Origin of the sequence: Sporolactobacillus caesalpiniae (genome assembly GCF_040513385.1) — a bacterium.
Taxonomy (GTDB): Bacteria; Bacillota; Bacilli; order Bacillales; family Sporolactobacillaceae; genus Sporolactobacillus.
This window is the reverse complement of the sequence record NZ_JBEVCB010000005.1, coordinates 198,928-219,287: the sequence shown is the minus strand read 5'-3', so window position 1 is coordinate 219,287 and position 20,360 is coordinate 198,928. Positions and strand designations below refer to the sequence as shown.

At 45.3% G+C, this 20,360-nt stretch carries 17 protein-coding genes and 1 pseudogene; 11 read left to right on the top strand and 7 right to left on the bottom strand.

The features are described from left to right. The first annotated feature begins 12 nt into the window (after positions 1-12). Positions 13-393, top strand: a complete 381-nt coding sequence (locus ABWW58_RS11470) for an MFS transporter (RefSeq protein ID WP_353869271.1) — start codon at positions 13-15, stop codon at positions 391-393. Continuing rightward, complete coding sequence (locus ABWW58_RS11465) at positions 368-826, top strand: putative immunity protein (protein ID WP_353869433.1); 459 nt, start codon at positions 368-370, stop codon at positions 824-826. Before ABWW58_RS11470 ends, ABWW58_RS11465 begins: the two co-directional genes overlap by 26 nt. Before the next feature lie 53 nt (positions 827-879). On the opposite strand, the gene ABWW58_RS11460 is transcribed toward ABWW58_RS11465, so the two are convergent. The 4 genes and pseudogenes from ABWW58_RS11460 to ABWW58_RS11445 form a co-directional block, all read right to left on the bottom strand. Further along, positions 880-1,365, bottom strand: a complete 486-nt coding sequence (locus ABWW58_RS11460) for a DUF2628 domain-containing protein (protein ID WP_353869270.1) — start codon at positions 1,363-1,365, stop codon at positions 880-882. Positions 1,366-1,410: 45 nt separating this feature from the next. Then, positions 1,411-1,740 (bottom strand): annotated as a pseudogene (locus ABWW58_RS11455) (antibiotic biosynthesis monooxygenase family protein). A gap of 75 nt (positions 1,741-1,815) precedes the next feature. Continuing rightward, positions 1,816-2,598 (bottom strand): class I SAM-dependent methyltransferase, encoded by a 783-nt coding sequence (locus ABWW58_RS11450; protein WP_353869269.1) that lies wholly within the window; start codon positions 2,596-2,598, stop codon positions 1,816-1,818. Between the two features lie 20 nt (positions 2,599-2,618). Next, positions 2,619-3,368 carry an NADPH-dependent oxidoreductase gene (locus ABWW58_RS11445; RefSeq protein WP_353869268.1) on the bottom strand — a complete coding sequence of 250 codons (750 nt, stop codon included), beginning with the start codon at positions 3,366-3,368 and terminating at the stop codon, positions 2,619-2,621. Positions 3,369-3,549: 181 nt separating this feature from the next. On the opposite strand from ABWW58_RS11445, the gene ABWW58_RS11440 reads away from it, so the two are divergent. Next, positions 3,550-4,590 (top strand): LacI family DNA-binding transcriptional regulator, encoded by a 1,041-nt coding sequence (locus tag ABWW58_RS11440; protein WP_353869267.1) that lies wholly within the window; start codon positions 3,550-3,552, stop codon positions 4,588-4,590. A gap of 198 nt (positions 4,591-4,788) precedes the next feature. Here the strand turns inward: ABWW58_RS11440 and tnpB are convergent, their stop codons facing one another. Both tnpB and ABWW58_RS11430 read right to left on the bottom strand, forming a co-directional pair. Further along, the gene (gene tnpB, locus ABWW58_RS11435) at positions 4,789-5,940 is read right to left on the bottom strand and encodes an IS200/IS605 family element RNA-guided endonuclease TnpB (protein WP_353869266.1); all 1,152 of its coding nucleotides are present in this window, start codon (positions 5,938-5,940) and stop codon (positions 4,789-4,791) included. A gap of 61 nt (positions 5,941-6,001) precedes the next feature. After that, complete coding sequence (locus ABWW58_RS11430) at positions 6,002-6,220, bottom strand: hypothetical protein (RefSeq protein WP_353869265.1); 219 nt, start codon at positions 6,218-6,220, stop codon at positions 6,002-6,004. Between the two features lie 107 nt (positions 6,221-6,327). On the opposite strand from ABWW58_RS11430, the gene ABWW58_RS11425 reads away from it, so the two are divergent. From ABWW58_RS11425 to ABWW58_RS11410, 4 genes are read left to right on the top strand one after another with little or no spacing between them, the layout of a single operon-like run. After that, positions 6,328-7,353 (top strand): Wadjet anti-phage system protein JetD domain-containing protein, encoded by a 1,026-nt coding sequence (locus tag ABWW58_RS11425; RefSeq protein WP_353869432.1) that lies wholly within the window; start codon positions 6,328-6,330, stop codon positions 7,351-7,353. Continuing rightward, complete coding sequence (locus ABWW58_RS11420) at positions 7,323-8,837, top strand: replicative DNA helicase (protein ID WP_353869264.1); 1,515 nt, start codon at positions 7,323-7,325, stop codon at positions 8,835-8,837. Before ABWW58_RS11425 ends, ABWW58_RS11420 begins: the two co-directional genes overlap by 31 nt. Continuing rightward, a complete protein-coding gene (locus ABWW58_RS11415) occupies positions 8,824-9,567 on the top strand; it encodes a DUF6063 family protein (protein WP_093673247.1) in 744 nt (247 codons plus the stop codon). The genes ABWW58_RS11420 and ABWW58_RS11415 overlap by 14 nt, the downstream gene beginning before the upstream one ends. Continuing rightward, the gene (locus ABWW58_RS11410; RefSeq protein ID WP_353869263.1) at positions 9,551-13,966 is read left to right on the top strand and encodes a coiled-coil domain-containing protein; all 4,416 of its coding nucleotides are present in this window, start codon (positions 9,551-9,553) and stop codon (positions 13,964-13,966) included. The genes ABWW58_RS11415 and ABWW58_RS11410 overlap by 17 nt, the downstream gene beginning before the upstream one ends. Positions 13,967-14,251: 285 nt before the next feature. Here ABWW58_RS11410 and ABWW58_RS11405 read toward each other — a convergent pair whose 3' ends face one another. Continuing rightward, on the bottom strand, positions 14,252-14,797 hold the full coding sequence (locus ABWW58_RS11405; RefSeq protein ID WP_353869262.1) for a CBO0543 family protein: 546 nt from the start codon (positions 14,795-14,797) through the stop codon (positions 14,252-14,254). A gap of 510 nt (positions 14,798-15,307) precedes the next feature. Here ABWW58_RS11405 and ABWW58_RS11400 point away from each other — a divergent pair. From ABWW58_RS11400 to ABWW58_RS11385, 4 genes are all read left to right on the top strand, one after another. Next, a complete protein-coding gene (locus tag ABWW58_RS11400) occupies positions 15,308-16,507 on the top strand; it encodes a pyridoxal phosphate-dependent aminotransferase (RefSeq protein WP_353869261.1) in 1,200 nt (399 codons plus the stop codon). Continuing rightward, a complete protein-coding gene (locus tag ABWW58_RS11395) occupies positions 16,504-17,511 on the top strand; it encodes a D-2-hydroxyacid dehydrogenase (protein WP_353869260.1) in 1,008 nt (335 codons plus the stop codon). Before ABWW58_RS11400 ends, ABWW58_RS11395 begins: the two co-directional genes overlap by 4 nt. Positions 17,512-17,526: 15 nt before the next feature. After that, positions 17,527-17,991, top strand: a complete 465-nt coding sequence (locus ABWW58_RS11390; protein ID WP_353869259.1) for a GNAT family N-acetyltransferase — start codon at positions 17,527-17,529, stop codon at positions 17,989-17,991. A gap of 848 nt (positions 17,992-18,839) precedes the next feature. After that, the gene (locus ABWW58_RS11385) at positions 18,840-20,342 is read left to right on the top strand and encodes an aminotransferase-like domain-containing protein (RefSeq protein WP_353869258.1); all 1,503 of its coding nucleotides are present in this window, start codon (positions 18,840-18,842) and stop codon (positions 20,340-20,342) included. Positions 20,343-20,360: the final 18 nt, after the last annotated feature.

Genomic DNA, 20,360 nt, shown 5'->3' with positions numbered 1-20,360 from the left:
GGAGGAGGTCTCGTGGATCGAATAGGTCGACGGCCGATCATGCTGCTTGGCGCGGCTGTTCAAACGATAATGTTTGCGGCGCTTGCACTTTCTTCCTCCGCATGGATGAGTTACCTTTATTTTATTGGGGTCAGCTTGGGTTCCGCACTCTATTCTCCGCCCAGTTCTGCGATGGTAGCGGATTTAGTACCGAAAAAGGAGCGCCGTCACGTGTTCGCAACATTTATGACGGCGAATAATTTTGGTGCTGTACTTGGACTGGTGCTGCCAATAGGTGTTTTCAGCCTTCTGCTCCTCTTCTCGCTGATCAGCATGGCACTCTACCTCTATCTATTTAAGATTTATGAAAAAAGGAGCGGATTTGTTGATGAAATTTGTGGACACAGAGCATAAAAAAGTAATTGATGCAAAGCTAAAATTGGTAAAACAACAGACAGCAGCATTATGGGCGGCTGTTTGCTCCGATCACGTCATCCGGTATTTTGAACAGAAACATCCTCATGATGAGCGGCCTCGGCAAGCGATTGCAGCGGCCCGGTCTTGGGCACGCGGCAGAGTCAGCGTAGACGAAGCACGAAAAGCAGCTTTTGCGGCAGATGCCGCGGCGCGAGAAGCAACGGAAGATGCAACTGTCGCCACTGCTCAAGCGGCGGGTCAAGCTGCTGCGACTGCTTGCAGCGTAGATCACGCGCTCCATGCATCGACCTATGCGGCAAAAAGTGTATTTTATGCTACGGGTGGTGAACCGGCAGCGGTCGAAAAAGAGCGCAAGTGGCAGTACGACCGTTTGCGAGAACTTGCGATTTTGATTAACAAGGGAATTTAGCATCTGATCTTAACCCATAGCTGTAAACGAGAAAAAATAATTAAGAATTGGAGTCAAATAAAGCTTGTAGCAACCGTTACAGCAATATCAACGAACAAATAGATCCAGAATGCGAGCCAACTGTATCCGGGATGAGTTTGAAGGTAGTGAATGCGGTCGCTGCGATCCGGAATTTTTGTTTTTATTTTTCTAATCGCTCTCAAGGCGTTTACGAAGCAAAAATAGTTGCTAAATAAAGCGAACAAAACGCCAATTAGAAGGCCAAAAAACAGATTAGCAAGATCAGGTATACTGCTGAAGAGTAAGCTGAAAAGTGTAGAGAGTATTAAATATCCGTAGGACAAGTAATACATTTTTCGGTGTGCGGACCAAAAAGTGAAAGCAAAGAACGCCGACCAATTCCATGAGAAAAAACGGCGCTTTTCACTCATTTTCGTCCACCGTTTCTCATAGGTTTCGTCATTCTTGCCAAGATAGTGCAACAATTCTTCCCTTGTTTCTTCACTTAAATCCAGATAATGGGTGCCCCATTCAGCCATTAATAAAACAACTCCTCATTAGCTTGGCAAAGCCCGGTTTTCTTATCAGCACTTAAATGTGTAATCCCGTTCGACCTTGCTGATGCGCGTAACGAACGATTCGTACCAGTCACGTTTGCCTTTTTCCTGAGCCGTTTGGTGCTCTGCGTTCTTTTTCTACTGCTTGATGGCGTCGAGTGAGGACCAGTACGAAACGGTTATGCCGATGCCCTGTTCGTCCCGCGCACTTTCGACGCCAAGGAATCCAGGCTGTTCTCTAGCGAGCGCAACCATTCGATCAGCGACAATGTCGTATTCTTTTTCCTCAATCGCAGTTCGTTTTGAGGTGAAAATGACTGCGTAATAAGGTGGGGTAGGTGTTTCCGCGAAAGACATCCGCACTCGCCTCTTTCTAAAGCGTTTTTTGACTTTCTACGCCATATGACAACGACAATGATTATAAAAAACAACTTAAATGGATGAGCCTTTTCTCCCGATTAAAAGCACTGCATTCCCCAAAGCTTTCTTACTTTGAAGGACGCGGGGCAACTTTATCAAGGCACTGAGCTTAACCGCCTTAAATTCAGAAACCCCGAGTTTCTTCACTTCGGTTAAAAAGTCACTATAGTTTCCGTATGTCTTATTGTCCGTAAATAGATCCATAAAAACGAAGACACCTTCCGAATCTAAGACTCTGACAGCCTCTTTTAAAAGCAGAATTTTATTTTTTTCATCCTTAACTTCATGAAACGTCAAGCAACTAATAACTGATTGAAATGCATTATCTAAAAACGGAAGCTTCGATGCACTCGCTTTAATGAATGCAACTCGATCCGAAATGCCTTCTATTTCAGCATTACGCTCACATAACTTTTGGGAATACTCCCAGTTATTGCCCCAATAATCAATTCCTACAAATTGTCCTTTAGGAAATACTTTTGCCCCTTTGATCGTAAGCGATCCGCTTCCTGTACCGATATCGAGTAATTTTCCCTCTCCATCCCATTTTAACTTTTGTAAAATCAAATCATGGATGATCGATTGAAAATTATTCCCAAACGGTGCGAATTGATAGTATGTGTAGGAAACGATAAAGGAAATATAGCAAAACGGAAGTGCGAGCAGTCCCGACAAAATACGTATATACATGTTTATGGGACTAAAAGCAGCAGCAATAAGACAAACACTGATGACTAAAAATGTAATTAATTTATGTTTTCTGATCCATGTTTTGTAGACGGGTTTTGACCCCATATAGTTCCTTCTTTCTTAAATTAATACTTCACAAGCCCCTGACTTCTTAGTGTCTCCAACATGTTCTTCTTTTCTTCCGATTGTTTGCCGGAAACAGCTTTGGCAATTTGATTGGTAAAGGTATCCACACGACGGTTGGCATCGCGCAGATCGTAATACTGATTCACGTCATGGTCATAGTTTTCTAATTCTCCCAGCGCATTTTCCGTGGATCGATACTCGTTTTCAAAATAGACGGCTTCCTTAGGCAGACGCGGCTTAAGCTGTGGCGATTGATCCGGGTAGCCAATTGCGATTCCGAAGGCCGGAAAGGTGAACTTTGGCAATTTTAAAAGATCAATCACGGCCTGAGGATCATTCAGAATACTGCCGAGGTATACGGTGCCAAGTCCCAGACTTTCGGCTGCCGCAATAACATTTTGCGCTGCAATAACCGTGTCGCTAAATGCTCTGAAAAAGAAATCAGTGGAACTCAGTACATCGGTCGGCTGTTCTTTTGCTTCGGCAATCTTCGCGTTGCGGTGCATGTCGATGACAAGCACAAAAAGACGGTCTGCTTCCGCGATGTAATGCTGGTTGCCAATCTCAGCCAATGCTTTTTTCTTTTCCGGGTCGGTCACACCAATAATGGAGTATTGCTGAAAAAAGTTGCTTGTCGCTGCATGCTGAGCGGCACTGATGAGCAGATTGACTTGTTCCTGCGGGATATGTTGTTTCGTGAAGCTTCGAATACTGCGGTGGTTCAAAAGGGTCTTAATTGTTTCATTCATGGGACGTATCTGCTCCTCTGTATTGATGTCTTTATTTTGTTAATTCGTATGCACTGATTATAGCACGGTGCGTCCGCCGGCTGACATAATGAGTTGATTATTCATCCCTTAATTCGCTATCATATCAGTAGATATCTTATGAAAGGCAGCCAAAAAACCATGCTGACAAAAGGAGTTCCCTATGGTAACTATCAAAAAAATAGCCGAAATGGTTGGCGTTAGTCCGACAACGGTTTCGAATGTTATTCATGGACGGAAGAATAAGGTATCAGAAGAAAATTACAAGAAGGTAAAAGAGGCACTGTATCAAGCAAATTACGTTTCCAATATGAGTGGCAGAATCCTATCTCAAAATGGCTCGAAAATCATTGGCGTGATTTTAAATTATTCGCGACGTTCTGAAGTTAACGTTGTGTCTGATCCTTTTTACAACCAAATTATTGGGTATTTAGAGGAGCAGATACGGATGAATGGCTACTATATGATGCTGTACACATCTGGGAGTGTTCAAGAAAGCCTCAATCTAGCCTCAGCGTGGAAAATTGAAGGCCTTGTTATCTTGGGGGCGTTACCTGCAGATGCGGAAAAATTTAGTCAGGTCGCGCAGATGCCGATTGCTTTTATTGATACGTATGTTGACGAGCCTGCAATGAAAAAAGGATTTATAAATGTCGGCTTGCAAGATTATGAGGGTTGTTATGATGTGACTAACTATTTAATTCATTTAGGGCATAAGAACATTGGGTTTTGTGCTGATGGAAATCAGTTAATTGGTGTTGATGAGCAGAGACTTAGTGGTTTTAAACAGGCAATGGCGGATGCCGGTATTAATTTTGATCAAGAAAAAGACTTCTTTGGACTTCCTTACAAAGTTCATGAACGTCATGACTATTTAACTCAATTAATAAAAACACGATTTAAATCCTATACAGCACTCGTTTTTACTTCTGATTACTTAGCCGTTGACGCGTTGAATTTGCTGCAAGATAATCATTTTCGGATTCCAGAGGACATGTCGATTACCGGATTTGATCATAATATTTTTTCGGAGCAATCCCGGCCAAAGCTAACAACGGTTGAACAGAACGTGAAAGAAAAGGCTCAGTTGACCATTTACTATTTAATGCAGGAAATCCATCAACCAAAAGAGCAGATTGCAAACATCAAACTAAAGACGAAGCTGATCATTCAGGAAAGTACAAGGAGCTTGGAAAATGAATAGATGTTCGCAGAAAAATGGGTACGGATCCGTCTGTGATTGCTAGAGAGTGAACCTCCCACGACTAAAGTCGCGGGCTTCTGATCTCTCAATCAAAAGTTCCTGCGAACAATAAGCTTGCCCAACACGACTTATCATTGGGTAGCGGCTCATTTCTTTGAGCAGGCGAACCCCGTCGTTCCGACGGTTCTTAGCTTTTATTCAGCCCCCAATTGAGGGCTTTTTTAGCCCTTCATGCAAGATGTTGAGAGCTGCATTGACATCTCGATCGTGGTGAGCCCCGCATTGCGGGCAGTCCCATTTCCGGATGTGGAGCGCTTTCTTTCCATCCTGGTGCCCGCAAGTGGCACACCTCTGGCTAGAGGGAAAGAAGCGATCTATTTTTATCAGTGTTTTGCCATACCATTGGGCTTTATACGTGAGTTGACGCACAAATTCTGCCCAACTGACCTCACTAATGGTTTTGGCTAAATGATGGTTTTTTAGTAACCCTTTGACGTTGAGGTCTTCGACCACCAACTGGTCGTGATTTTTGACCAGTTTCGTGGACCATTGATGTAAAAAATCTGTCTTACGGTTACTGATTTTTTCTTTAAGACGAGCAACCTTAATCTTTTGTTTCTGATAGTTGCGCGCATCCCTTAAGGTAAGATTCTTTTGTTTTAGGATTCGCTTTTTCGCTCCCTCGTAGCGATGGGACAGCTTTCGCTGCTCACGGCGAAGCTTTTGTTCCATGGAACGCCCAAACTTGGGATTGGTGATTTTTTCTCCGGTAGACAAAGTCATGAAGTCCAGCAACCCTAAGTCAATGCCGACTGCTTTGCCGGTTTTCGGATGTTCTTTTACTTCCGTTTCCGCAACGAGCGAAATAAAATACTTGCCGCTCGGCACATGCCTGATAAAGGCAGATAAAAGGCGTCCTTTCACCTGACGAGAGCGGGCGTAACGCACCCAGCCCAGTTTAGGAAGTTTGATTGTTTGATCCGTCACCTCAATATTGTGATTGGTGAAGCAGGTCTTATACGCCTGATTCGGATTCTTTTTACTCTTAAAGCGAGGATGCTTGGCTTGTTTTTTAAAGAACCGGTCATAAGCCTTGGAAAGGTTCTTTAAGCTATTCTGTAAGGCAAACTTATCCGGCTCTTTGAGCCAAGGCAGCTCGGCTTTGAGCTGCGTCAGGGCTTTACTGCAGGTGTTATAGGTTAAGCCCTTCCCGGTTTGTTTATAGGTCTTTTCCCAACAGTCTAAAAAATGATTGTAGACAAACCGGCTGCATCCAATGGACTTATTGATTTGAACGGCTTGTTCTTCCGTAGGGAAAAGCCGAAACTTAAACGCCTTTTGGATGAGCACAGCCGTTCCTCCTTTTTTGTAAAAAATGGTTACCTTAAATATAGCACAAATGTTCGTTTTTTTACAAAAGAAGGGCGTCCTTACTCATGACTGAAGTCACGAGTGTGCGGACGCAGGAAATCAAACAGGTCGATAAAACGCATAAAGAGAGACCGATAAACTCCGGAAAAAGACCGATAAAATGCATAAACGGACCGATAAACTCCGCAAATAGGCCGATAAGATCAGAAAATCCGAACCACCGCAGTTCAGGTGTGCATTCATAGATGGCCACGTTCACCTGGTAAAATCCCCGTTGGCTTAAAAACTATGCCGCAAATACATCGAAAGTTAAGTATAATGAGACTATAAGCGAACTGTGAGCGGAGGTGCGCGTGATTGGATGAAGTGATAAAGCGTTTAACAGAATTTTCAAAGAAAACCGTTGAATTAGGCGAGCTTGAGAAACTGCTCACGCCGTTTTTTCAGACCTATGAAACGTTCGCGGACAGGATTCTTCAGTTCGAAAAAGAGAACGTATTGATCATGGTGCGATCCACCGGTCGGACGATACGCACGCCATCGCTTGCGCTCAAGTATCGGATTAATAAGAGCGCATTGAGTGGTGACTATCACCAAGAACTGCAGCATTATCGGGCGAAACTGCACACGGCAATCAATCTTGACGGGTATTATCGCGCGGATCCTTCATTGTGGGAGAACCATCTCCCGTATCTCCTCAAAATTGATCGTTATCTCAAAACACATGGTTTTCCGACAGATCTCGTTCCCGCGCCGGAGCGAAGCTATGAATTGGTTGAGGATGAGAAGTGGATTGACGAGAAGGGTGGGAAGGAACTATTAGAAAAAATCGGTTTGTATGCTCGCCTTACTATTATCCCCGTCTCAGATCCTTTAATGTTCGCAATCAATCCACTTAAACTAAATGAAAAAGAACAGTATCATCTTATTGTTGAAAATAAAACAACCTATCAAGGTCTTCTGCCGGTATTAAAAGAGACAAATTGTGCGACACTGATTTATGGGTGCGGCAAGGCAGTTGTTAAGAGTATCGAACAGTTTTCGATGCAATATCCGATCGATGCTGAGCATCACTTCTTGTACTTTGGCGATTTGGATCGGGAAGGGCTGTCAATCTGGTATTCTCTTAATCAGAAACAAGCAGCGCGACCGGCGTTGCCCTTTTATCTAGCTTGCTTGAAGAAGGCGCCGGCCGTTGGCAAAGCGTATCAGCGGTCTCGGAGCCTTGCGACGGAGCAATTCCTCGCCTATTTCTCAGAACAACAGGCCGAACGAATACGCACGATGCTTCATGATGGAAAGTACTATCCGCAAGAAATTCTGAAGACGAGAGAATTACAACACATATGGAGGGGAACGGATTGGAAGAGCTTGATCTGCGCGAAATCGTAAACGGCTATAAGGAACGGATACGTCGGCTCGCTCTGTTCGATCCCCTATATGAGCTGGAGCGCAAGCGCGAACAGGATCACGAGAAAAAAGATATCGACATGAAAGGCCTCGGTCTGCTTTCACTGTTATTTTTCTTTGAGCAGAAATTGATGCGCCAGTACAAGGCCGGGGTGAAACAATTGGCCGCTTTTTTGGAAAAGGTGATTGCGGCTCAGTATCAGTTGGATGAGACCGATTATGAACGTATCGCCCGATCAATTATTCAAACCTTCCGTCCCACAACCGGGAAAAAACGGCGTTATACCTTTTTTAATTGGGAAACAAATCAAGAGGACAGCATCGACTATTCGATCTTGAAGGCCAACTCATTTGACTTGAAAACGAACACACAATATTACACATTGGACGAAGACGGGCTTGAGCTTGTCTTTGCGACAAAGGAATTTTACAGTGAATTTCAACTGTCGATTAATCAGCTGATGCTTCGGAAACAGCTGGACAAGGGTGAGTTCAAAGGCGCGCTGCGGCAGATTAATGAAATGCGGATCGATGTCGAGAGTCTTGAGGAGCGCATGGGGCGGCTGAAGCATGAGATTCAGCGCAGTATTGTGTCGGAAGAGACCTTTGAGCGCTACAAGCAGCTGCTGGAAGATATCTATGGACGGCTCAAACGTGAGGATGAGGAGTTCAAGGAACTGCGCCAATTTGTTAAGGAAACACGTGATCGGCTGTATGCAAAGGATGTGCATAAGCGGGAGATCCGTACCTATGATTTGGTTTTGACGATCGCGCGCGAACTGGAGTCGGTACACTATGATCATTCGCGGCTTTTGGAGCAAACCCTAGATTTGAAAAATACGACGCTGCTGACCGCTCAGGAATCCCTGTACTACACCGGTATTCAAGCATTCAATTTTGATCAGGATCTTACCGCGAAAATCCTGGCTACGCCATTGCCTGCCGAAGCAATGATCGGAGTCCTGCAACCGTTTCTTAACGTAGAAGAGAATGAAACATGGTCGCCGCTCACGGTCCTTGCCGACCAAAAAATCAATGAAGAACGTGAGGAACGCGATGATCAGGGATTTGTTGAAGCGGACGAGCATGAAGAGGATCAATCTTACCGGCACGCGCTGGCTGAAAAATACAAACAGCTCATGGGTCTTTTTCTGAGTGCCTATGAACAAGGACAGGGGCAAAATTTGTCCCGGTTCATGAATTTTCTTGATGAACATGGGCATGCAGAATTATTGGAACGACGCTATTTTTACCAATTCTGGCTGATTCTTCATCAACGCTCGCCAATCAGATACGGCGAATCAGAGGATGAGGAAAGTAATGCCATCCTTGACGAAGCGCTCGCACTGCTCGAAAACCGAACGCTGCATGTGCGTGAGGGTAAAGGAATGATTCGAAAATCCAAGCGATTTTCCATCCAAGAATTGCAAATCCATTTGGAGGGCGAAGAAAATGAACTATTCTGAACATAAAGTTGTCAAGGCATTTCGCCTTTATACCGTGCTCGCCCGCGATGGCGTGGCGGGAGATGACGCGGTGCAAAGTTATCGGGCGGATGACGAGCTGCGAAGTCTTCTTGATACGTTCAGCCATGAGGTGGATTGTGTGATCATCAGTACAAGCGAGCAGCTGTTTCTTGTGCCGGAGACGAAGCTCTCGCCATTCCATGTCAGCAACGAATGGATCAAGCGCAACTATTTGCGCAGCGGGGCGACGAACGGAGATCTTTATCTACTCTATTTCGCGACACTGATCCTATTCGGCAGTTTCTACGACACGTACCAAAGCCAGGAGCCGACGCGTCTTTTCCTGCGCATGGATGAATGGATCCGTTTTATTCAGGAACGGATTGATCAGCTCAAAACGCATGACGAGGATGAACTTAAACAACTGGAAAATGAATTTTTCTATAACTGGCGATTGATTATTCAGAAATGGGACGACATGGATGATATTAAGGAACAGGCAAAAAAGCAGAGCGGCAATACAATCAGCCGAATGAGTTTTATTGATACGGTGAAACGATTCTTGGTTGATCAAGACTTGGTGCAGGACATCGGCAATGAGGAGATTCGGCTGACGGAAAAGGCGAAGACGATTATCCAACGCTATTTTATGGAAGTCGAATACAATAAGGGTATTTTTGAATTCATTTACGGCTTTGAAGGAGGTGCAGAGCATGCCGACGATCAGTAAAATTCGCTTGACGAACGTGATCTATGAAGAAGGAAACAAACGCTATAATGATGAGTTGTTCCTTTTTGACGGGCACAACGGCGCGATTCTGATTGAGAACGGCGGCGGGAAAACGGTATTCATTCAAACCGCGCTGCAGGCGATTCTGCCGCACACTGATCTGGCCGACCGCAAGATCAAAAATACGCTGATGCTGGAAAATGCCCCCGCGCACATCGCGATTGAATGGATCATGAATGAGCGGCCGAGACGCTACGTGGTCACGGCGGTCTCACTTTACACCGTGAAAAATGGCTTGGATTCGCTGCGCTATGTCTATGAATACAACGAAAATGACCCGAACGGAATCGAGGGCATTCCTTTTGTCCGAGAGACTCGTGAGGGTAAGCGGGCGGCCGAACGCGGCGAAATGCAAGACTACTACGCCGGCATGCGCGAGAAGACGCTGAGTGCGCAAACCTTCAAAACGATTAAAGAATATAAGACATTTCTCGAGGAACAGTACACCATTATTTCGAGCGAATGGGAAAGCATCGTTAAAATCAACAGTTCGGAAGGCGGTGTTGAGGCTTTCTTTGATGAATGTAAGAATACCAATCAACTGTTCGACCGCTTGCTGATTCCGACCGTGGAAGATTCGATTGTCGGTCACGACAGCCACCTCTTCGCCGATTTGTTTGAACAACAGCTGGCGAGTTTGAAGAATTACAAAAAACTGAAAGAAACGATTGAGGAAAATAAACAGATCAGCGGTGAACTGGAAAAATACAGCGAAACCTATGATACGCTGCATGAGTACCAAATGGACTACGAGAAAGCGAAGCAGCGGGCGAAGGGCGTCTGGAACGAAATTATTCTTGAGCAGCGCAAACAGATCGCTGCGCAGGAAGCAAACCGTTCGGATCTGCAAGAATGGAAGGCGGGCAGCTTCGCTCATGCGTTAAAGTCTGACTCATATACCATTTTTAGTGAACAGTCCGTGCTGAGCGCACGTGAAAGTAAGTATAAGAAGGCGCTCGCGGCACAAACACGAATTCAGGAGGCGCTGCAGCAAAACAGGCATGAACTTCATGCGTTAAAGTGGGCAAAAGCCAATCAGGAATGTCAGGAGCAGGACGACGCGCTGCGCTTGTTTGAGAAGCAGCTGGCACAATTTGATCAGAAGGACGATGCCGGCGATCTTCGTGATCAGCTGGAGACGGCGCGGCGGGAACTGCTCGGCTGCTACGAGCGAGATCTGGCAGAACTTGCGAAGACCGAGCAGGAACTAGGCGGACAGCTGCAGCCGATTCTTAAGCGGATTGAGGCGGACGAGCAGACAAAGAAGAATGCGTCCGACAAGGAAAAGGGGCTGCTTGCCCGTCTGTCGGAAACCAAGGGTGCTGTGAAGACGCGCCTTGAGCAACTAGAAAAATTAAAACGGGAACTGCTTTCGAATCCGGAACAAGAAACGGTTAAAGAACAGCTGGTTAAGTGGCAGGAACGCGATCAGCTCCTCGATGAGACGATCATCAAAGTGAATCAGCAGGAGAAGGATGCCCTTAGTCACAAAAAAGAGGCCGGGGAACGCAAGGCAGCAGTGCAAACAGAGCGTATCGAAACCAATCGGGCAATGGATCGGCTGCGCGCCGAGCTGGCCGCGATGGAGAAAGCGCAGCGCGCAGTGATTGAGCAGCTGTCCGCGCTGCGCCGTCAATGGTCCGCGCTTGAAACCGTCTATCTTGAGCCGGATTCCATTGAACAGCGGATGCTTGAGAAGATGAATCAAATCACGGCGGATCGCGAAGCACTTTTCCACAAAGAGCGGATCGCGCGACGATTTGTCGATGATCATGCCGATCAGGACGTCTTTTTCGGTGATACATTTTTAGAAAAACAGCTGTTCTCTTGGAAAAATCAAGTTGATTATCTGGTTAGCGGTGTAGACTATCTCCAGTCGATGAGTGAGGAAGAACGCAAACAACGCCTGCGTTACCCGCTCTGGCCATTGACACTGGTGACCACTAATACGGATAAGTCGAGAGTGGTCGATAAGCTGAACCACGTTGCCGATCGGCTGCAGTATCCAATCACGGTGCTTACAACTGAAGAAGCGCTTGAGGTGCATGAGCAGAGTACGATCCGTTCATGGGTTGCGCCAAGTCATTGGCGAGGAAATACGGACGCGGCGACCTTTGCTGAGTGGAAAAGGCAAATTGGCCTTGAGGCAGAAAAAGCGACCGCCGACCGCGTGGCAAAGGAGCAGGAGCTTGCCGAATGGAAGGACACGCTCCGGGCGTTCCGCCAATTTTTAACGGACTATCCTTATGAATCAACCGATAACAAGAAAACAGAGCTTGGTGAATTGAAAAATAAGGATGAGCAGCTTGCCCTGGAGCTTCGACGTGAAGAACAAACGATCATTGATTTGGATGCCCAGATCAGCAACGACCGCGATAAAGTCAACCAATATCGTGAGGAACGGCATGGTCTGGCTCGCTATATCGAAAAAGGGCATGACTACCTCCGCGTAGAACAGACGGTTGCAGAGGGACGCAGCCTTGAGCAGCAACTAAAAGAAAAATTGCAGCTTGTGGAGCAAGAACTCGACGCAGTGAACCAAAAACTGAACCGATTGAATGCTGAGCGCGGGACCCTTGAACGCAGGGCGGCAGATATCAAGTTGCAACTGCAGTTGCTGCGCCAGGATGATGACTACCAATCGTTGAGCGAGCTGACACCTGCTGCAACCAATGAAAGCAAGAAAGTAATTAAGGATAAGATTGACATTTTACGGTTGAAGCTGCGCGAAATTGATACGGCCCGAGGCGAATGGATCGCCAAACGTGACGAAGCTGTTCGAAATATAAAGCGGCTCACGGACGAAATGGATCTGCTGCGCCGCAGTGAGGGAACGATTGATGAATCGCGCGCGTTTCCTGTAGACGGCAAGCAGCAGATTCAGTCGCTGCAGGATCGTATTTCCGCCCAGATCAAGGAAGAGAAAACATGCGGCGATGACGTTCGGCAGGCGGAAACTGAAAAAAATAAGCAAGAAGGAAAGCTGGACACGCTCGTCATCCAGTTTGAAAAAAGTTATCCAAATGAAGAACGGATTGCTTTTGACACTTATGACGGTAATGCCAAAAAAGATTTGGCTGCGGAGAAAAAACACCTGAATGAACGGAAGACTTATATTGACCAGGAAGCTGTCCGGATCGAAAAGGAACGCGAAGTTATTGAGTCAGCGAAATATGAGCTTGAGATGTTTGAGGAAGCGCATCATTTTAAAGCGCCGGATGTTTCGCCAATCTCCTTGACGAATGAGGAGATTCTTGACTTCACGTATAACCGCAAGAATTTTGTTGCGACAACAAAGCACAGTCTGAAGGAAAATCAAGGGCGCGTCGCGGAAGGCACAACTGAGGTTGCAAGCGCGCAGCGAAGCTTCCGCACCTTCTGCCGCAAAAATATTTCCGATGTAAAGCTGCGGCAGATGGCAATCAGCGGCATTGAAACAAAACAGAGCTATGAGGCGATCATTGAATTCAAGAAAAATATGGCGACGCGTATTGAAAGTATCTCCCACTATGCGCACGAACACATCCGCCAAAGTGATAAGGATCTTCAACTTTTCATCGACCAGATTCACACACATTTGCGTACGTTGGCTGAGGAATTGCGGCAGATTCCAAAGAAAACCAAAGTGAAGATTCAGGACGATTGGAAACCGATCTATGCCTTTAAAATTCCTGATTGGAACGAAGAGGAAGGCAAAACGCGAATCCGAAATTACATTGAATGGATTCTGACTCAGCTCGAAGACGAGCGCTTCTTGGACGAAGAGCGTCGGCAGGACAGTGGCAAGGTTCGGAAGGAACTGGATATGTGGCTCCAATCCAAACAATTGTTGCGGATCGTCATGGACAATGAGGTGCTGAAGGTCAGCTGCCGCAAAGTGGCCAATGACAATACGGTAACGACACGCTCGTACTCATGGGAACAAAGCAATATCTGGTCAGGAGGAGAGAAGTGGAGTAAGAACATGACGCTTTTCTTAGGCATCCTCAACTATGTCGCCGAGAAAAAGAAACATATCCAATCAAGTGCCAAGCTGCACCGTGCCGTTATTCTCGACAATCCGTTTGGTCAGGCATCCAGCGATCATGTACTGAGTCCGGTTTTCTTTGTCGCCCAGCAGCTCGGTTTTCAGATCATCGCGTTGACCGCCCTTGCCGAGGGAAAATTCCTGCAAGACTATTTTCCGGTGATTTACAGCTGCCGCTTAAGAGGCTCGTCCGGATCGGGTAAACAAGTGATGACCAAGGAAAAATGGATTCGCAAGGCCTTTTTCGAAGATCATGATCCCCAGGTCCTTGAACGGCTTGGCGAAACCGAACAGCTCGGATTGTTTGATTGAACAAGTGAAGATGATAAGAAGAGCCTGATTCGGGGCTCTTTTTTGCTGTCTAAGAAAGCTGATTGGATGCTGAGCGATTAAACCCATAGGAAATGCATGAAAGGCAAGGGTCAATGCACGAGAAGGTGTGAAAGATGCACCAATTTTCAGATACACGTGACGGGATGATCAAGCAGCTGATCAAGGATGAGCAAAGAAACAGCTTCTTTCAAGGCATGTTCATGATGAACCTCTTTACCCGAAAGCTCGCCATCTTATCTGAGCGGAAAACGATTGCAACGTTAATTATCCCAGCGGCTCAAAACGTTTCCGCGTACTCAGGACATGGGCGAACAGATATAAAAAGAATTGAATGATCATGGAGTAGAGATAGTTCCAGCGCAGCGGCTGGTAAAGGCCGATCCATTGGATAACCAGAAGTGCGGCAAGAGAGAAAACAGAAAAAACCACTGCCTTTATAAAGGGATTTGCATGCGGCTTTATTTGCAATAAAAACATGATTGAAATGGGCAAAATCGTGAAACTGGTTGGAAAATAATTAGCTGTAAAGGGAACGACCTCGTAGTCATATCTCCAGAGTCTGAAAAAAATGCCGACGTAGTCTAAATAAGAGGAGACAAGCGCGACAAGTAAACCTGCGTATTGCAAACGATCCGCACTCTTTTTATCTCGGCATGTGATCCAAATAAGAATGGGTACAATGATGAAAACAACGCCGAGCCACCATCGCCAATTTAAAAAAGAATGTTCATACCAAATCGTTAACTTCTGTTGATTCAACGCGCTGACCTTATCGTCGAATTGACTGTAAATAGTTGCCAGTAGATACATACGTACGTACACCTCAATAACCTTTTTGTTACTAGTATTTGTTTATTTTTGAAAATGATTCTTTGTGATGCGTTTTTTTAAATCATCCATACTGAAGATAATTTGAAAATAGGCCTGATCAATAAAACGATGCAGTAGTGAATTTTTTTGAATGAGTGCAAAATAAAGTTGACACTTTTCGAAAAATTTGATATAAATATAATCACCAATTCAAAAGGAGTTTTTATGATGATTGATGAACGTAAACTCCAATTGAATAACTTTTATTACTACTTTGGTTTCTTTCGTTAGTGTTTGCATTCGCTTCAACAGGATGCAAACACTTCAGCAGAAGGTTGCATCCATGCGGAAGCCAAGGCGGTACGATTTGACTTGGAAAAATAACCACATGGATTAAGAATCAATAATCCGTGTGGTTTTTATTTATCGCGAGAAATTCCGATCACCCACGGTTATTGAAGCCGTGGGTGATTTTTTTCCCAAAAAATTAAAAGAGGCAGGTAACTGAAAATGACCCATTCATTAGTTGGCAAAATGAAAAAAGAGCTAAGTCTGCTCAAGCCTTCAGACATTCTGAAATTCGATCAGGATATTTCAGGAATCCCGGATATCATTAAATTAACGCTGGGCGAACCGGATTTTAACACGCCCGAGCATATTAAAGAAGCGGGAAAACGCAGCATTGACAACAATCGCAGCCACTACGCGCCATCTGCAGGCACGCCCGGCCTTAGAAAAGCGATCAGTAAATTCCTTGAGAAAAAATATAACTTGTTCTATAACCCGGATCATGAAATTCTTGTAACCGCAGGTGCAACTGAAGCGATCTACACCGTGCTCACATCGATTTTGAATCCTGGCGATAAGGTGCTGATTCCGACACCGATTTTTCCTTTATACATTCCGGATACGATTCTAGCGAAGGCGGAACCGGTATTCATGGATACCTCATCAAATGGTTTTGTTCTTTCGCCTGAATTACTCGAAGAAACACTGGCAAAGCACGGCGGAGCGGTTAAAGCAATTGTTTTCAATTTTCCAACTAACCCAACTGGTGTGACGTATCGCAGAGAAGATGTGAAGGCCCTTGCCGCGATTTTGGAAAAACATGATCTTTTTGTCATTAGTGATGAGATTTACAGTGAACTCACCCACGGCGAACACCATGTTTCCATGGCTGAATATCTGCCGGAACAAACAATCGTGCTTAACGGTGTATCCAAATCGCATGCGATGACCGGTTGGCGAATCGGCTTCATTTGTGCACCGGCCGCTATTACGACGGAATTGAGCAAGATTCATCAGTTCACAATTACCTCAGCGACAACGATGGCTCAGGATGCGGCTCAGGAAGCGTTTGAAAATGGAATGGATGACGGTGCGGAAATGCGTGCGGAATATGAAAAACGCCGCGACTTCGTTTATGAAGAAATGAGCAAAGCCGGCTTTGCTTGCGTGAAGCCGGAGGGCGCTTTCTATCTGTTCGCCAAAATTCCGGAAACCATGATTCAAAAAAGTCTTGATTTCTGTACGGATCTTGCATACAAAGCTAAGGTCGCTGTGATACCCGGCGGTTCTTTTGGCCCCGGTGGTGAAGGCTATATTCGAATCAGCTATGCGGCAAGTATGGAACAGTTGACGGAAGCGATGAGTCGGATCGCAAACTATGCGGCGACTATTAAAGTAGAACAAGGGAGCGTGCAGCGATGAAAATGATTATGTTCAGTGTACGAGACGATGAGGAAGCAGCAATTAGGAATTGGGAAAAGAAAACCGGTGTTCACGTCGACATTAACGATTTGGAACTGGGTGCGGAAACCGTGCAGAGGGTCAAGGGTTATGATGGCATCGTCATTCAGCAGCGTAATCGTATTAGTGATCCGGTGATCTATGAGACTCTGGAAAAATTCGGCTTGAAACAGCTCACATCACGAACCGCGGGTTTTGATATGGTTGATCTTGAACAGGCGACGGCGCATGGTTTGGCTGTGACGAATGTTCCGGCATACTCGCCGAATTCTGTTGCAGAATTGGCCGTAACGCAGACGATGCGGCTGATCCGCAATCTTCCGCTGTTCGACGCGCGAGGAGCCGAACAGGATTTTCGATGGGCAGGACTTCAAGCGCGGGAAATCCGCTCACTGACTGTCGGCGTTATTGGTGCCGGACGAATCGGCGGAACGGTTGCCCGCCTGTTTAAAGGGCTTGGCGCGACGGTGATCGCAAATGATATCGTTGAACGTGATGATTTGCGCGATGTACTCACCTATGTCTCAAAAGAAGAGCTTTTGAAGATAGCGGATGTTGTAACGCTGCATGTTCCGCTGATGGAATCAACCACCCATTTGATTGACGCGGATGCACTTGCGTTAATGAAGCGCGACGCGTTCCTTGTGAATGCATCACGCGGACCGGTCGTTGACACGGATGCTTTGATTGCGGCGTTGAATAATCAAAAAGTTGCCGGAGCTGCACTGGATACATTAAACGGCGAAGAACACTTCTTCAACCAAGACCTGCGCGGCAAGGACATTCCGAGTGACCAGCTGAAAACGTTGCGCGCGATGCCAAATGTATTAATTACGCCGCACATCGGTTTTTACACAAATCTAGCGGTGCAGAATATGGTTGAAATCAGCTTGAATGATGTGCTCGCAATTTTGAAAACAGGTCGGAGCGAGCATCAAGTTAACAAAGTGGCTGTTGAAAGCTAAAGAGAAGGCGAGCGCATGGAGATTGTACAAACAAAGGATGCTGCACTGATCGCCAGGATGAATGAACCGGTTCAAGCCTTGCATGCCAAGCTGTATCCTGAGTACTTTAAGCCGTATTGTTTTGATGAAATTCGTCAATGGTTTGAAAAGGTCATTGCGAGTGATCCTGATTCAACGTTCTTAGTGATTGAAGATGAAAGTCAAATCTCAGGCTATGCTTGGATTCAAGCTTTGAGTCGAAAAGAAAATCCGTTTATGATAGCTCGAACTGCGCTCGAGGTTCATCAATTCTGCATCATGCGAACCGAACGCAGAAAGGGTTATGGGACTTTATTGATGAACTATATCGGCCAATTGGCAAGAAACAAAGGGATAAATGAGATTGATCTTGATTATTGGTCGGCCAATGAAGCAGCAGAGCTATTTTACAGGAAGCAAGATTTCAAGGTATACAGAAAAGCTGCTCATCGGATCGTGTAAACAAACAACAACTATTTAAGTGAAGAAAAAATGCGTCACGCAGATCCTATACTGCGTGATTTTTGTATTCGAAAAAGTCTTCATATCCATTCTTGGACACTGAACGGAAGAAGCTCAGCAAGGATAGGTCGCATGATAAGATATTTACAGGAAAAAATGAAAGTAATACATGCACGAAAATCTGTGCTTATTCAATGCACGAAAACCAGGGCTCAATGCACGAAAATCAAGCTCCAATGCACGAAACCGCAAGATCAATGCATAAATAAGAGCCTGAGCTAAATTCATGCACGAAAACTGCAATTCAATGCACGAAAAATAGGACCCAATGCACGAAAACCAAGCTCCAATGCATGAAACCGCAAGTTCAATGCATAAATGAGAGCCTGAGCTGAGTTCATGCACGAAAACTAGGGCCCAATGCACGAAAATCAAGAGCCAATGCACGAAACCGCAAGATCAATGCATAAATAAGAGCCTGAGCTAAGTCATGCACGAAAACTGAAATTCAATGCACGAAAAATAGGGTTCAATGCACGAAAATCAAGCTCCAATGCACGAAACCGTAAGATCAATGCATGAATAGGAACCTGAGCTAAGTTCATGCACGAAAACTGCAATTCAATGCACGAAAACCAGGGCTCAATGCACGAAAATCAAGAGCCAATGCATGAAACCGCAAGTTCAATGCATATTTTTTTTGTTGTGCAGTCCATCTCCATCAGAACAAACAGAGAGGTTTCACAATTGGATTTACGAAGATAAATCCAATTGGATCTTTTCGGCGGACATTGGTATGGATATGATAAGAATAATCAATTTTCATACTAATAAAAAAGGAGGCAGCTATGAGACTGGAGATTAACCGAGAAGATCCGATGCCTGTCTATTTGCAAATGGCGAATCGAATTAAGGAACAAATACTGTCGGAAATTCTTCCGGAAGGCTTTGTTTTACCGCCTGAACGAAAGATGGCGGATGATCATCACGTCAGCCGAACAACTGTCATCAAGGCATATGAAGAACTCAAAGCATTGGGGCTTGTGATGTCCAGAGTTGGACAGGGGACTGTGGTCACTGACAGGAAACTTCCTGCAACGAATGGATCGGAACCGCTTATTTTCCCGATGTCTTGGTATCCGCTTTTCGATAAAAAAATCACCAATGTCAGCGATACGGTGAGTGAGATCATGTATATCGGCAATCAAGGCAATATGATTTCTCTTGCGGCAGGTATCGGTGATCCGAGTTTGTATCCAGTCGATGAGCTTCGAGAAATTCAAAATGAAATGCCGATTGACAGTGATCATCTGAACTTATGTCCTGTTGAAGGCTACTACCCGCTCCGTGAACGTATTTCCCAATTGATGCGTTTTCGCAACTTATCCGTTACTGCAAAAGAAACGATGATTGTGACCGGATCGATGCAAGGCATTGATTTCGCAGCGCGAACATTCTTATCTCCCGGTGATGCGGTTATTGTTGAAGAACCAACTTTTTTGCAGGCGATTCAATGCTTTAGGGCAACAGGCGCAAGGATTATTGGCATTCCTATGGATGAGGAAGGGATTCGGCTAGACATCCTCGAGGCACAGTTGGCACGGTACAAGCCTAAACTAATCTACACAATCCCTAATTTTCATAATCCAACGGGTGTTTCGATGAGCATGGAACGACGAATGGGTCTGCTAAAACTGGCTTATCATTTCCAAGTTCCGATTCTAGAGGATGATCCTTATGGAGATATTGCTTTTGATCAAGAAAAATTGACGCCGCTTAAAGCACTTGATCCGTATGGTTATGTGATCTATCTCAGTACCTTATCGAAGGTTCTTTTTCCAGGCTTAAGGATCGGCTGGGTTGTTGCACCGGAGCCGGTCATGAAAAAATTTGTGCTGCTCAAGCAGATTAGCGATTTGCATGTGAATACGGATAGTCAGATCTTGATTAACCGATATCTCAGAAAAGGACTTTATGAACCACATCTCAAAAAAATTCTGCCGATCTATAAAAAGAAAAGGGACACTGCGATTAACGTGCTGAGTAAAGAAAAAGGAATCGTTTATTTTGACCATCCTAAGGGCGGCTTTTACTTATGGTGCCGAATTCCTTACTCTGTACCGCAAAAGAAATTATTTGCATTATGCGCGGATCAAGGAATGATTTATACGCCGGGAACTGTGTTTTTTCCTCAAGAAAGCGATGGGGAGCACTGGCTGCGATTGAATTATTCCTATGAGACAATAGAACGCTTGACTGAAGGGCTGAACCTGCTTATTAAGGCGATAAAGAAGCTAAGTGTGCAGAATGAGCCATCAGATAAGGAAACCGGCGTACGCCCAATCGTTTAAAAAAGAGAGGAAGATCCC